Annotated in this window: 11 protein-coding genes; 9 read left to right on the top strand and 2 right to left on the bottom strand. The window is 45.5% G+C overall.

Annotated features, from left to right (window positions below):
* The first annotated feature begins 122 nt into the window (after positions 1 to 122).
* Positions 123 to 302: a XapX domain-containing protein gene (locus IMZ31_RS17725; RefSeq protein WP_207528565.1), complete on the top strand. Its 180-nt coding sequence runs from the start codon at positions 123 to 125 to the stop codon at positions 300 to 302.
* Here the strand turns inward: IMZ31_RS17725 and uvsE are convergent, their stop codons facing one another.
* Complete coding sequence (uvsE, locus tag IMZ31_RS17720; protein WP_207528564.1) at positions 303 to 1,256, bottom strand: UV DNA damage repair endonuclease UvsE; 954 nt, start codon at positions 1,254 to 1,256, stop codon at positions 303 to 305.
* A gap of 15 nt (positions 1,257 to 1,271) precedes the next feature.
* The gene (gene cls, locus IMZ31_RS17715) at positions 1,272 to 2,462 is read right to left on the bottom strand and encodes a cardiolipin synthase (RefSeq protein WP_207528563.1); all 1,191 of its coding nucleotides are present in this window, start codon (positions 2,460 to 2,462) and stop codon (positions 1,272 to 1,274) included.
* A 235-nt stretch (positions 2,463 to 2,697) separates the two neighbouring features.
* Here cls and IMZ31_RS17710 point away from each other — a divergent pair, with 235 nt between their 5' ends.
* From IMZ31_RS17710 to icmF, 8 genes are all read left to right on the top strand, one after another.
* Positions 2,698 to 4,824: a (Fe-S)-binding protein gene (locus IMZ31_RS17710; protein ID WP_207528562.1), complete on the top strand. Its 2,127-nt coding sequence runs from the start codon at positions 2,698 to 2,700 to the stop codon at positions 4,822 to 4,824.
* 244 nt (positions 4,825 to 5,068) lie between these two features.
* Positions 5,069 to 6,256 (top strand): acetyl-CoA C-acetyltransferase, encoded by a 1,188-nt coding sequence (locus IMZ31_RS17705; protein WP_207528561.1) that lies wholly within the window; start codon positions 5,069 to 5,071, stop codon positions 6,254 to 6,256.
* A 20-nt stretch (positions 6,257 to 6,276) separates the two neighbouring features.
* Positions 6,277 to 7,128 (top strand): 3-hydroxybutyryl-CoA dehydrogenase, encoded by an 852-nt coding sequence (locus tag IMZ31_RS17700; protein ID WP_207528560.1) that lies wholly within the window; start codon positions 6,277 to 6,279, stop codon positions 7,126 to 7,128.
* An 11-nt stretch (positions 7,129 to 7,139) separates the two neighbouring features.
* Entirely contained in the window at positions 7,140 to 8,282 is a 1,143-nt protein-coding gene (locus IMZ31_RS17695; RefSeq protein ID WP_207528559.1) for an acyl-CoA dehydrogenase, read from the top strand.
* Positions 8,283 to 8,297: 15 nt separating this feature from the next.
* A complete protein-coding gene (locus IMZ31_RS17690) occupies positions 8,298 to 9,440 on the top strand; it encodes an acyl-CoA dehydrogenase (RefSeq protein ID WP_207528558.1) in 1,143 nt (380 codons plus the stop codon).
* A 13-nt stretch (positions 9,441 to 9,453) separates the two neighbouring features.
* Complete coding sequence (gene meaB, locus IMZ31_RS17685; protein ID WP_207528557.1) at positions 9,454 to 10,407, top strand: methylmalonyl Co-A mutase-associated GTPase MeaB; 954 nt, start codon at positions 9,454 to 9,456, stop codon at positions 10,405 to 10,407.
* Positions 10,371 to 11,024 (top strand): TetR/AcrR family transcriptional regulator, encoded by a 654-nt coding sequence (locus tag IMZ31_RS17680; RefSeq protein WP_207528556.1) that lies wholly within the window; start codon positions 10,371 to 10,373, stop codon positions 11,022 to 11,024. The genes meaB and IMZ31_RS17680 overlap by 37 nt, the downstream gene beginning before the upstream one ends.
* Positions 11,025 to 11,040: 16 nt before the next feature.
* Entirely contained in the window at positions 11,041 to 14,283 is a 3,243-nt protein-coding gene (gene icmF / locus IMZ31_RS17675) for a fused isobutyryl-CoA mutase/GTPase IcmF (RefSeq protein WP_207528555.1), read from the top strand.

The following is a 14,283-nucleotide window of genomic DNA, read 5'->3' as shown; positions in this document are numbered from 1 at the left end:
AGGGATCTTCTCCATGAAGATCCCTTTTTTAACATACATGACGATACATAAATCATCTTGATAACAAACTTAAAAAAAGACTATACTAAAACCAACCTATAACAACAAAGGGGCACATCTTTATGAAAGTAATTCTTCTTTCCATTATTACAGGATTTTTAGTTGGCTTTATATTTGCTCTTTTTAAACTACCCATTCCAGCGCCACCGGCTTTAGCAGGTGTAACGGGTATTGTAGGCATTTACCTGGGCTTTAAAGCCTACGAGCAGGTAAGTCCATTAATTGAATCTTGGTTCAAATAATTAAAACTCAATTTCACCACCACGCACACGTTTCACACCACGGATCGCGCTTAAATCCTCCACAATCTGGAGGAGGGCGCGATCTTTTTCTTTTGCTTCAATCATTACATCAAGAACGTCGGTTTCTTTCTTACATGCTTTTAAAAACGGAAGCGCATATTCTGGATCAACGAAGTCCGCATGAGCCCGGTACTTCTCAGTTGATTTAGGTGAAGAAATGTGAACTTTAGGCGGATAGCCAGTACCTGACCAGGTCTGAAACAAACGAGGGAGGAGAGATTCATAATCCTCCGCACCAGGGTTCGCCATTTCATGGTGGTAGTCAAACATAACAGGAAGACCAGCTTGCTCAGCAGCTTCGAGCGTCTCTGAGGTCGTATACGTTTTATCGTCATTTTCAATTGTCATCCGTTTACGGACTTCATCTGGCATCTCATAAATGTTTTGGTGGAATCGGTCTAAAGCAGACGTTTTATCCCCGTAGGCTCCGCCAATATGGATGTTGATGAACCCTTCTTCTTCAAGACCCATCGCTTTGAGCATCTTATAGTGGTATACCATGTCAGTTACTGCATTTTCTGTAATGTGTGGCTTATCACTTGTGAATACCGTAAATTGATTTGGGTGAAAGCTAATCCGCTGACCACCCGCTCTTACAAGATCACCGATCTCTTTCCAATCTTTTTTAAAAGGGGTGACGAAATCCCAGGCTACTTTAGGATGAGTGGCCAAAGGCACAATTGATGAAGAGAATCGGTAGAGCGGAATTTCAGCTGCCCTGCTAAACCAGAGTGCACGCTTCGTATGGTATAAATTTTTAGCTGTAACCTCTAATAGTTTATCCTTGCGCTCATCCTGTGTCATGGCGGAATAGCGTTTAAATGTTAAAGTCTTAGCAGGGACCGCCTCCCACAGAGACAACGTGTGGGAAACAAATCCAAAGCGTATGCGCATGAATGTCATCCTTTCTTAAAGTAGGGGGCGGAACAAGCGAGCGATTCCTATTTTGATTTTTGTTCGAATGGTAAAGAGCTGGATCAGGTGATCGTTGAGGGGTTGGCTGTCCTGTACGTCTCTTAAAAAGGCCAAACGCAGATCCATCACAAAACGCGGGTTATGAATAATTGTGTTGACTTCTTTATTTAAAAACAGACTTCTACGGTCAAAGTTAGCTGTTCCAATATCACATAATTGTTGATCCACAATAACCACTTTGGCGTGATAGAAACCTTGATCAAACATATACACCTCGCCACCTGCATCGATGAGACGCATCATATAAGGAAGACCTGCTTCTTTCACAAGCGGATGATCGGCCTTCATAGGCACGATTACTTTTACATTGACCCCGCGCTCTAGAGCATCAGTCAGGCATTTAAACAAACGTTCGCTCGGAATGAAATAAGGTGTACCGATGAATATTTCCTCTTTCGCCTGACAGATTAAGCTTTCAAAGACATCTTCAAGTTGCACACCATCTGTTGCGGCTATTTCAATCCATTTTTCTCCTTCCGTTTCAGTAGGGACCGGCTCTTCATCATGGTGACCCGTCGCTAGGTACCAGTCATCGAAAAACGTAGATTGAAGGTGCTGTACAATATCTCCGAGTAATCGAAGGTGATAATCTCGCCATTTGCCAAGCTCAGCATCCTTACCTAAGTATTCTCGTCCTACATTAAAGCCTCCTATGTATCCTACATCACCATCAATAATTGTAATCTTGCGGTGGTTACGCCGTTGTGACCGGTAGAAGAAATAAGGGAATTTTGGTTTTTCGCTATAGGCAAACTCGATTCCTGATTGGTTTAAATCCTTAATGACTTTTGAATTAATGCGATAGCTGCCAATCCGATCAACGAGTAAGCGAACTTGTAAACCTTCTTCTGCCTTTTGTTTTAAGATCTCCAACAATTCTTGGCTAATCTCATCGGTCTTGATGATAAAGAACATCATATCGATCTTCTTCTTAGCGTGCCTTAGGTCTTGGAAGAGGTCTTCGAACAAAGGGTCACCGTTTGTGTAAATTTGATAATCACCTGTTGTACTTTGGAAATCGAGAAAGCGTACGTTTTTTCTGTGATGTTTTTTTCCTAATGAGAAATCTAATAATAGTAGACCGATTAATATAGCAATGGCTGCAATAATATATATAAAGATCATAAACGGAGATAAGCTCCTTTCAAGGCTTTCAAATAAGTAAGCATACTTCTATCTTTCCCTGAATTATATAAAATTGAACATAAATAAGAAGGAAAGATGTTGACTGAATGTTCATTCATTCTGTAATATAAGGATATAGATGTCAGAATATTTTTGTTGTTTTCTTGTTTATGTCCAAAAGGGGTTATGGAGAAGGTAGAAGAAAACACGCATATAAACAAAGGGGGCGCAGTGAATGGATTTACTGTTATTAAATTGGATTATGTTTTTAATTGTAACCGCTTACGGTTTGTATTTGTTTGTACGAGTTGTTAGAACGCGTATTGCCTACATTCAACTTGGCAAGAAAATGGATTTTGATCTGCAGTTAAAAGAACGTCTGAAGGATATTTGGGTCTATGTGTTCGGCCAGAAGAAATTATTGAAAGATAAGAAATCGGGCGCCATTCACGTCATGATGTTTTATGGCTTCATCTTAGTTCAATTTGGTGCCATTGATTTTATTATTAAAGGTCTTAGTGAGGAGGGTCATTTACCGCTAGGTCCGCTCTATCCTGGGTTCACATTTTTCCAGGAACTTGTGACCTTAACGATTATTACAGCCGTGGTTTGGGCGTTTTATCGTCGTTACATCGAGAAGCTCGTTCGTCTGAAACGTGGCTTGAAAGCTGGTCTAGTCCTAATCTTTATCGGTACATTAATGGTGTCTGTTTTACTTGGAAACGGGATGGAGATTATTTGGCACGGGGAAGAGTTAACATGGTCTGAGCCAGTGGCTTCAGGGATTGCCTTTCTATTTAGCTGGATTGGCGAAACGGCAGCTGCCGCCATATTCTTTATCTCTTGGTGGGTCCACTTATTGATTTTACTTACATTCCTTGTTTACGTACCACAATCCAAGCACGCTCACTTACTCGCAGGTCCTGTGAACGTGTTTATGGCGCAGGATAAACGTGCAGGGAAGCTTGAAAAGATCGACTTCGACATCGAAGGGGAAGATGAAGAAGAAGTAACATTTGGAGCAGGCAAGATCGAAGACTTTACTTATCTGCAAATGATTGATCTATATGCTTGTGTAGAATGTGGACGTTGTACAAACGCTTGTCCGGCTTCAGGTACAGGCAAGATGCTAAGTCCTATGGATTTAATCATTAAACTACGTGATCATCTAACAGAAAAAGGAGCCGCCGTAACAGGTCAGTCACCCTGGGTACCAACTTATGCATTCTCAAACACAAACGGGAATCAACTGGCTCAAATGGCGAAAGCTTCTCAAAATGAAACAGCGGCAAGCTTAGAGAATGTTGAAACATCTAGCTTAATCGGAGACGTCATTACAGAAGAAGAGATCTGGGCTTGTACGACGTGCCGTAACTGTGAAGACCAGTGTCCGGTTATGAATGAACACGTTGATAAGATTATCGACCTTCGTCGTTACCTCGTGCTAACGGAAGGGAAGATGGACCAAGATGCTCAACGTGCCATGATGAACATTGAACGCCAAGGGAACCCTTGGGGGCTTTCTAAGAAAGAGCGTGAGAACTGGAAGAAAGAGAACGAATCTGTTCGCATTCCAACCGTTAAGGAGCTTCAAAAAGACGGAGAAGAATTTGAGTATCTGTTCTGGGTAAGTTCAATGGGCTCTTACGACAATCGTTCACAGAAGATTGCAATGTCATTTGCTCGCTTGTTAAATGAAGCGGGTGTGAAGTTTGCGATACTTGGTAACAAAGAGCGAAACTCAGGGGATACAGCCCGCCGTCTAGGAAACGAATTCTTATTCCAGGATCTTGCCGAGAAGAACATTAAAGAATTTGAAAAAGCGGAAGTGAAGAAGATTGTCACGATCGATCCGCACGCTTATAACGTATTCAAACAGGAGTATCCGGACTTTGGTTTTGAAGCTGAAGTGTATCATCATACGGAGCTATTAGCCGAGCTTGTGAAAGATGGTCGCTTACAGCCGAGTCACGAAGTAAAAGAAAAGATTACGTACCATGATTCTTGTTACCTTGGTCGTTATAACGAAGTGTACGAACCACCTCGCGATATCCTGAAGCAAATTCCTGGGGTTGAGGTCGTTGAAATGCAGCGTAATCGCCAAAACGGAATGTGCTGCGGAGCCGGTGGAGGCTTAATGTGGTCAGAAGAGAAAACAGGGAACCGCGTGAACGTAGCCCGAACAGAGCAGGCGTTAAAAGTAGAGCCAACGACAATCTCTAGTGGCTGTCCGTTCTGCTTAACAATGCTTAGTGACGGAACAAAAGCGAAAGAAGTAGAAGAAGATGTGGCAACAGAAGATGTAGCAGAAATCTTAGCTCGTTCCATTTTCGGTTCAGAAAAAGAGGAACAAACGGCTTAATTGTCGAAATAGAGTGACTATAAAGGATGTGTGGCGTCCACTGATTTGGACGCCTCCTCATTCTGTTCAAAGAAAGCCTTGATTAGTGGTTCATAAGGGACAGGTTCATTTTGGTTGGAATCCTGATAAGTTCTTTTATGCATGTATGTTGAACGAGCGTTCAATCAGGGTGGAGTAACGTTGTCGAAAGAAGAAAAGTTGTTGGGAATTTTGAAAGCGTTATCAAATAAGGGAGGAATAAAGTATGGCGAAGACAGTGATTGTAGCAGGAGCAAGAACACCTTTTGGTAAATTGGGAGGATCAATTAGTTCGTTAACGGCATCACAACTTGGTGGTACGGCGATTAAAGCGACACTAGAGCGAGCGAATTTTAAACCAGAAGACGTGGGCGAAGTCATTATGGGAACCGTTCTACAAGGTGGGCAAGGGCAGATCCCTTCCAGGCAGGCTGCTCGTCACGCTGGCATTCCGTGGGAAGTAAAGACAGAAACCATTAACAAGGTATGTGCATCTGGTATGCGCTCCGTCACGCTTGGCGACCAACTTATTCGCTTAGGAGATGAACAAGTCATTGTGGCCGGAGGTATGGAAAGCATGTCGAACGCACCGTATTTCCTACCGAAAGCACGTTGGGGCTTCCGGATGGGCGACCAGCAAGTGAAAGATATGATGGTGCATGACGGTCTGACGTGTTCATTTGAGGGCGTTCATATGGGGAACTACGGCAACAATACAGCAACGAAGTATGAGGTGAGCAGAGAAGCACAGGATGAATGGGCTTATCGCTCCCATCAGAGAGCCGTTAAAGCAATGGAAGAGGGCAAATTGGCTGATGAAATTACCAAAGTTGAAGTCCCACAGCGCAAAGGCGACCCAGTTGTTGTCGAGCAAGATGAAGCGCCTCGTAAAGACACATCCGTTGAAGCTCTAGCGAAATTACGTCCGGTATTTGATCCGACCGGAACGATCACAGCAGGAAACGCACCTGGTGTGAATGACGGTGCAGGTGCCATGCTTCTGATGTCAGATGAGTATGCAAACGAGAACGGATACACACCACTTGCTACGGTAATCGGTCATGCAGAAGTGGCAGTTGAAGCGCAGGATTTCCCAGAAACACCGGGACGCGTCATCAACGCCATCTTGAAGAAAACGGGCAAATCCATTGATGAAATTGATCTATTTGAAGTGAATGAAGCATTTGCTGCTGTGTCCCTTGCGAGTGGGAAGATTGCTGGATTAGATGAAGAGAAAGTAAACGTAAATGGCGGTGCTGTAGCTTTAGGTCACCCGATTGGCGCGAGTGGAGCACGCATTATTTTGACCCTTATGTATGAGTTAAAACGTCGTGGAGGCGGAACGGGAATTGCGGCAATTTGTAGCGGTGGCGGTCAAGGCGATGCCATCATGATTGAAGTACCGAAACAGTAACACGGGGGAGGACACGAGATATGAATGTGAAAACAATGATGGTCATTGGTGCTGGACAAATGGGAGCCGGCATCGCTCAGGTCTTTGCACAGGCTGGGTTTCAAGTGAAATTGAACGACCTTTCAGAAGACGCTCTTGAGAAAGGGAGAAGCGGGATTGAGAAGCGACTCTCCCGAGCTGTTGAGAAAGAACGGATATCTGAAGGGGAAAAAGCAGCAACATTAGAGCGTCTTCAAACAACGACAAAGCTTGAAGATAGCTATGACTGTGACCTTGTGATCGAAGCGGTAGTAGAGAATATGGACGTTAAAACGAAAGTATTTCAAACACTAGACGAACATGCACCATCTCATGCCATTTTAGCTTCTAACACATCTTCTTTACCGATTACTGAAATCGCGGTAGTGACCGAGCGGCCATCTCAAGTGATTGGGATGCACTTTATGAATCCTGTCCCGGTGATGAAGCTTGTTGAGATCATTCGTGCACTGCAAACGAGTGATGAAACCTATGAAGCGATTGAGACAATTACGAAGCAGTTAAGTAAAACACCTGTAGAGGTTAATGACTTCCCGGGCTTTGTCTCGAATCGAGTACTGATGCCGATGATTAACGAAGCGATTTATACCGTGTATGAAGGCGTGGCAACACCTGAAGCGGTTGATGAAGTGATGAAACTTGGTATGAATCATCCGATGGGGCCGCTTACGCTTGCTGATTTTATCGGTCTAGATACGTGTTTATACATTATGGAAGTCCTTCATGAAGGATTCGGTGACAGCAAATACCGACCATGTCCGCTTCTCCGTCAGTATGTGAAAGCAGGATGGCTTGGTAAGAAGTCCGGACGAGGGTTTTACCAGTACAGCTAGGAGGTTAAATCATGAACCTACAATTTACAGAAGAACAAGAAATGATGCGCAAAATGGTCCGTGACTTTGCCGAACGTGAAGTGGCTCCTGCTGTGGAGCGAATGGAACGAGAAGATCGTTTCCCGACAGAACTCATTGAGAAAATGGGAGAACTGGGGTTGATGGGAGTTCCGATACCTGAGCAATATGGCGGTGCAGGAATGGATTTTACTTCTTACATCATTGCCATTCATGAACTGTCCCGGGTAAGTGGCTCCGTTGGTGTCATATTATCCGTCCACACGTCAGTCGGGACAAATCCAATTCTTTATTTCGGAACAGAAGAGCAAAAGAAAACCTATATTCCAAAGCTAGCTAGCGGTGAATACATCGGCGCATTCGCTTTAACAGAACCAGGCGCAGGTTCTGATGCCGGTGGACTTCGCACGCGAGCCAAGAAAGATGGCGATCACTACGTGCTGAATGGGTCCAAAGTGTTTATTACAAACGGAACGGATGCCAACACATTTATCGTATTCGCAAGAACTGATCCTGAAGCCGGGTCTAAAGGAATCTCAGCCTTTATCGTCGAGCGAGGAACGCCTGGATTTGAGGTAGGAAAGAAAGAGAAGAAAATGGGCATGCACGGGTCAGGTACGGTGCAGCTTAATTTCGACCAGTGCCATATTCCTGCAGGGCAGCTTTTAGGGCAAGAAGGAGAAGGGTTTAAGATTGCCATGGCCAACCTCGATGTTGGACGAATCGGCATTGCAGCTCAATCTCTCGGCATTTTAGAAGCAGCGGTTGAGCAATCTGTTGCCTACGCGAAAGAGCGCGAGCAATTTGGTAAGCCAATCGCACAGCAACAAGGTGTTTCGTTTAAATTGGCGGATATGGCAACGTCCCTTGAAGCTTCAAAACTATTAACCTATCATGCCGCATCTCTTAGATCCATTGGTATTTCTTGTGGCAAAGAGGCCTCTATGGCAAAACGCTATGCGTCAAAAGCAGCCATGGATGCAGCCATTGAGGCTGTGCAGATTCATGGGGGTTATGGATACACAGAAGATTACGACGCAGAGCGCTTATTCCGCGATGCGAAGGTATGTGAGATTTACGAAGGTACGAACGAGATTCAGCGTATGGTCATTAGCAAACATTTACTAGCTAAGTAACGGAGGGGAACGAGGATGAATTTTCAATTAACAGAAGAACAAGAAATGCTTCGTAAAATGGTACGTGACTTTGCGAAGAACGAAGTTGAACCAACAGCAGCGGAGCGAGATGAAGAGGAACGTTTTGACCGTGAAATTTTCGATAAGATGGCGGAACTTGGACTAACGGGGATTCCGTGGCCGGAAGAATACGGAGGGATCGGATCTGATTACGTTAGCTATGTAATTGCGGTAGAAGAACTCTCGCGCGTTTGTGCTTCAACAGGGGTAACACTCTCTGCTCACATTTCCCTTGCAAGCTGGCCGCTATATAAATACGGAAACGAAGAACAGAAGAAAACATACTTAGCCGAACTAGCACGAGGAGAGAAGCTTGGTGCCTATGCGCTCTCTGAACCAGGGGCAGGGTCTGATGTGGCGTCCATGCGTACGACGGCGAAGAAAGACGGAGACCACTACGTATTAAACGGAAGCAAGGTATGGATTACAAATGGCGGCGTCGCTGATACGTATATTGTCTTCGCCAAAACGGATGTAGACGCAAAACATAGAGGGATAAGTGCCTTTATCGTAGAGAAAGGAACACCTGGATTTACTTTCGGTAAGAAGGAGAAAAAGTTAGGCATTCGTTCCTCTCCTACAACAGAGTTAATTTTTGAAGAGTGTAAAGTTCCGGCGAAAAATAGGCTTGGAGCTGAAGGAGAAGGGTTCAAGATTGCGATGACTACGCTTGATGGTGGTCGTAATGGGATTGCCGCGCAAGCACTTGGAATTGCGCAAGGAGCGCTTGATGCATCCGTCGGTTACGCCAAGGAACGAGAACAGTTCGGTAAACCGATCGCCCAGAACCAGGGAATTTCTTTCAAACTAGCCGATATGGCAACAGAAGTAGAAGCAGCGAGACTTCTTACATATCAGGCGGCGTGGCTTGAATCAGAAGGAAAGCCTTACGGGAAAGCATCCGCGATGTCGAAACTATTCGCAGGGGACGCGGCCATGCGTATAACTGTTGAAGCGGTGCAGGTCTATGGAGGCTATGGGTATACGAAGGATTATCCGGTCGAGCGCTACATGCGTGACGCGAAGATTACGCAAATCTATGAAGGCACCAACGAGATTCAGCGTCTCGTTATTGGACGGATGTTGACGAAGGAATAGAAAGGAAGGTTCGATGCACGAGCTAGCTGAACGCATTCAGGCAGGAGACATCAGGGCGATGGCGAGGGCCATTACGTTAGTCGAAAATAACCATCCTGACAAGTTGGCCCTCCTTAGTGATGTATTTTCGATAAAGAAACAGGCTCATTATATTGGCATTACAGGCTCACCTGGTGCGGGGAAGAGCTCGCTCGTTAATCGTCTGTTAACGCATTTACGGGAGCTTGGGTTAACAGTAGCGGTCATTGCTGTTGACCCAACAAGTCCGTTTAGCGGAGGGGCCCTTCTTGGAGATCGAATCCGCATGCAGCAGCACTTTACAGACCCGGGTATCTTTATTCGGAGTATGGCAACGCGTGGCAGTCTTGGAGGGTTATCAAGGGCTACGAAAGATTCCATACGCATTTGCGATGCATACGGATTCGATGTCGTCCTCGTTGAAACAGTAGGAGTTGGCCAGTCGGAACTCGATATTATGAAAGTGGTCGATACGACGGCTGTTGTGCTCACACCGAACAGTGGAGATGTCTTGCAGATTTTTAAAGCAGGCATTATGGAAATAGCGGATCTATTCGTGTTGAATAAGGCGGATCTTCCTGGTGTCCGGAAGCTGAAGGTGCAACTTGAAGAATTGTTGATGATTGCAGGACACACCGAATGGGTGAATCCGATCATTGAGACGATTTCAACGGAGAACAAAGGAATTAACGCGCTTTGGCAAGAGTTCGTTCAGCATCGCACGTATTTAGATGAAACCGAAGCGGGCAGGAAAAAGCGGAAGGACCAGCTTGAGCTTGAGGTCTATGACCTGATGCGAGAGGAATTGTGGAAAGACGTGCAGACATTCGTAGAAGCGGATGAGGCAAAGCAGGAACAATTAAAAGAAGACAATCTTGATCCGTATGAACAGGCAAGTGCCTGGCTGGAAGAATGGAAGAAGCAGCGGGGAAGGATGGGGAGTTCGTGACGAAGAAGGTGCCATCATCCATTAAAGATGAACGATTGATTAAGAAGCGGCGCGACCAGATGATCAAAGGTGCCGTTGCCTTGTTTAAAGAGAAAGGCTTTCATAAGACAACAACACGAGAACTGGCCAAAGCATCTGGCTTCAGCATCGGAACGCTTTATGAATACATCCGAACGAAGGAAGATGTATTGTTCCTCGTTTGTGACTTCATCTATGAACATGTTAAAGAACGAATGGAAGCTGTCATTGATATGAATGAAACGGGGATGGACAGTCTTGAGCGCGCGATCCGATCTTATTTTCAACTGATGGATGACATGCAGGATGAGGTCGTCGTGATGTATCAGGAAGTAAAGTCTCTTCCAAAAGATGCACAAGATTATGTTTTGCAAAAGGAGCGGGACATGCTCCATATGATTGAATGCGTCATCGAGAACTGCCTTCCGGAACCGATTCATGAGAAAGACCGCAAGCTTTTGGCCAATAACATCTTCGTTCAGGGACAGATGTGGGGATTCAGGCGCTGGGTGCTCCAGAAGGAATTTACCCTGCAATCGTACACAGAACGACAGATGCATTTTTTGTTTCAAGGATTATCACTGTCAGAGCCTATCTAAGTAGGAGGGAAATGAAATGGAACAAGCACAAATCTATCAGCCGAAGAACGCCGTTCGTTTTGTAACGGCTTCTAGTTTGTTCGATGGTCACGACGCATCGATTAATATTATGCGCCGGATCCTTCAGGCGAGCGGGGCTGAGGTTATTCACCTCGGACATAATCGTTCAGTAGAAGAAGTGGTAAATGCGGCCATTCACGAAGATGCGCAAGGGATTGCCATCTCATCTTATCAAGGTGGTCACGTCGAGTATTTTAAATATATGGTGGATTTACTGCAGGAAAAAGGGGCCGGTCATATCCGCGTTTACGGAGGCGGGGGTGGGGTTATTATCCCACGAGAGATTAAAGAACTTCATGAATACGGCGTTTCAAGGATTTTCTCACCGGAAGACGGCCGCCAATATGGACTCCAAGGTATGATTAATAGAATGCTTGAAGATTGTGATTATGTCACACCTCTTGAATTAGATGAAGGGCTTGCGAGTTTAAAAGATGGCAGTCCTCAGGCCATCGCCCGGTTTATTACGTATGTGGAGAACACCGACAACGCAAATGAGGAAGTGGCTTCAGCTGTTGAGCAATTGTTGGCCGAGAAACCTTCACAGGCGCCGATTCTTGGAATTACAGGAACAGGAGGAGCAGGAAAGAGTTCTCTTACGGATGAATTAATCCGTCGTTTCTTAAATGAGATTCCGGACAAAAAGATAGCGATTCTTTCCGTCGACCCCACAAAGAAAAAGACCGGCGGGGCGCTGCTCGGAGACCGCATACGTATGAATGCGATCTTCTCGGACCGGGTATACATGCGTTCACTTGCAACACGTGACTCTAGAAGTGAACTGTCGAAATCGATTAAAGAAGCGATCGATGTTGTGAAAGTGGCTGGTTTTGACCTGATTATTGTTGAGACGAGCGGCATTGGTCAGGGAGATGCGGCGATTACGGATGTAACGGACCTTTCCATGTACGTCATGACAGCAGAGTTCGGCGCGCCGTCTCAACTTGAGAAAATCGACATGATTGATTTTGCTGACTTTATCGTCATTAATAAATTTGAACAAAAAGGATCCGCTGATGCGTTAAGGCAGGTCCGGAAGCAGTATGAACGAAGTCACGGTTTGTTCCACCAGGACCCATCAGCATTTCCAGTGTATGGGACGATTGCGAGTCAGTTTAATGACCCAGGCACGAATACGTTGTTTGCTGCGATGGTTGATAAGCTTAATGAAACGCATCATTGGCAGGAAAGCACATCTTTTGAACGGGTAACAGATGTTGAGAAGCAAAATCTGATCATCCCACCAGAGCGACGCCAATACTTACGTGATATTGTGCAATCTGTTAGAGGGTACCACGAAGAGGCTCACAAACAGAGTGAAGTGGCCAGGAAGTGGTATCAGCTAAAAGGTGCCGTAAGTGTCTTAGAGAATGAAGACTTAAGGGAACAAGTGGATGAAATGGCAGCCTTCTATGAGAAAAAGCTTGAACCAGATTTCAAGAAGATGCTAGAAGATTGGGATGAGACGAAGGAACGCTATGCCCAGGATAATATGACATTTAAAGTCCGTAACAAGGAAATTACGATGGACTTAAATACAGAAACTTTGTCAGGATTAAAGATCCCGAAAGTCGCGCTCCCTCATTATCAAGACTGGGGCGACCGGTTATTGTGGATGCTAAAGGAAAACGTGCCAGGCGCTTTCCCATTTACAGCCGGAGTGTTTCCATTTAAGCGTAAAGGGGAAGATCCGACTCGTCAGTTTGCTGGAGAAGGAACGCCAGAGCGCACAAATCGCCGCTTCCACTACTTATCAGAAGGCGAGCCAGCTAAGCGTTTAAGTACAGCTTTTGACTCGGTGACGTTGTACGGGGAAGACCCGGATGAGCGTCCGGATATTTACGGGAAGGTCGGCGAGAGTGGCGTTTCCATCTGTACGCTTGAGGATATGAAGAAGCTGTATGACGGGTTTGATTTATGTCAGCCGACAACGTCTGTGTCCATGACCATTAACGGACCTGCTCCAATTATTCTGGCCATGTTCTTTAATACAGCGATCGATCAGCAGCTAGAGCAGTTTAAGGAGCGCGAAGGTCGACAGCCATCCGTTGAAGAACGTGAGAGGATCAGGGAAGAGACGCTATCAGTCGTCCGCGGAACCGTTCAGGCAGATATTTTAAAAGAAGACCAGGGACAGAATACGTGCATCTTCTCGACAGAATTTGCTCTTCGGATGATGGGGGATATTCAGCAGTACTTTATCGATCATGAGGTGCGAAACTACTATTCTGTTTCTATATCTGGGTACCATATTGCAGAAGCTGGAGCGAACCCGATTTCGCAGCTTGCCTTTACTCTGGCTAATGGATTTACGTATGTGGAGTATTACTTAAGTCGTGGCATGGATATTAATAAGTTTGCTCCGAATCTATCCTTCTTCTTCTCAAATGGACTGGATCCGGAATACACCGTTATTGGGCGAGTCGCCCGTCGCATCTGGGCCATTGTTATGCGAGATAAATACGGGGCAAATGAACGAAGTCAGAAGCTGAAATATCATATTCAAACGTCAGGTCGCTCCTTGCATGCGCAGGAGATTGACTTTAACGATATTCGTACAACGCTTCAGGCGTTAATCGCCATTCAGGATAACTGTAACTCGCTTCATACGAACTCATATGATGAAGCCATTACAACACCGACTGAGGAATCGGTCCGCCGGGCAATGGCGATTCAGATGATCATTAATAAAGAATTCGGCCTTACGAAGAACGAGAATTCCTTGCAGGGATCATTCGTTGTGGAAGAGCTAACCGATTTAGTTGAAGAAGCGGTTATGCAAGAGTTTGAACGGATAAACGACCGCGGCGGGGTACTTGGCGCGATGGAGCGTCAGTATCAGCGTGGTAAGATTCAGGAGGAATCACTCTACTATGAAGGGAAGAAACATAGTGGTGAGTTACCGATCGTCGGCGTCAATACGTACCTGAACCCGAATCCATCATCAGAGGATGACATCAACTCTATGCAGCTTGCCCGAGCGGCGAAGGAAGAGAAGATGCATCAGATTACGTCTCTACGGGAATTCCAGGGAAAACATCAAGGGGTTACAGAAGAAGCACTGAAGCAACTGAAGGAAGTCGCCGCAAGCGGTGGCAACATCTTCGAAGAGCTCATGAACACCGTAAGAGTCGCAAGTCTCGGCCAAATCACCAACGCCCTATACGAAGTCGGTGGCCAATACCGCCGCAACATGTAA

Source organism: Pontibacillus sp. ALD_SL1 (genome assembly GCF_017355605.1).
The sequence above is the reverse complement of the archived record's forward strand: the minus strand, read 5'-3'. Positions and strand labels throughout refer to the sequence as shown.

Excerpts from the sequence above, each read along its gene's own strand:
- IMZ31_RS17690 (WP_207528558.1), top strand. The coding sequence starts at position 8,298 with ATGAATTTTCAATTAACAGAAGAACAAGAAATGCTTCGTAAAATGGTA.
- icmF (WP_207528555.1), top strand. The coding sequence starts at position 11,041 with ATGGAACAAGCACAAATCTATCAGCCGAAGAACGCCGTTCGTTTTGTA.
- cls (WP_207528563.1), bottom strand. The coding sequence starts at position 2,462 with ATGATCTTTATATATATTATTGCAGCCATTGCTATATTAATCGGTCTA.
- IMZ31_RS17725 (WP_207528565.1), top strand. The coding sequence starts at position 123 with ATGAAAGTAATTCTTCTTTCCATTATTACAGGATTTTTAGTTGGCTTT.
- IMZ31_RS17710 (WP_207528562.1), top strand. The coding sequence starts at position 2,698 with ATGGATTTACTGTTATTAAATTGGATTATGTTTTTAATTGTAACCGCT.
- IMZ31_RS17680 (WP_207528556.1), top strand. The coding sequence starts at position 10,371 with ATGGAAGAAGCAGCGGGGAAGGATGGGGAGTTCGTGACGAAGAAGGTG.
- IMZ31_RS17700 (WP_207528560.1), top strand. The coding sequence starts at position 6,277 with ATGAATGTGAAAACAATGATGGTCATTGGTGCTGGACAAATGGGAGCC.
- meaB (WP_207528557.1), top strand. The coding sequence starts at position 9,454 with ATGCACGAGCTAGCTGAACGCATTCAGGCAGGAGACATCAGGGCGATG.
- uvsE (WP_207528564.1), bottom strand. The coding sequence starts at position 1,256 with ATGCGCATACGCTTTGGATTTGTTTCCCACACGTTGTCTCTGTGGGAG.
- IMZ31_RS17705 (WP_207528561.1), top strand. The coding sequence starts at position 5,069 with ATGGCGAAGACAGTGATTGTAGCAGGAGCAAGAACACCTTTTGGTAAA.
- IMZ31_RS17695 (WP_207528559.1), top strand. The coding sequence starts at position 7,140 with ATGAACCTACAATTTACAGAAGAACAAGAAATGATGCGCAAAATGGTC.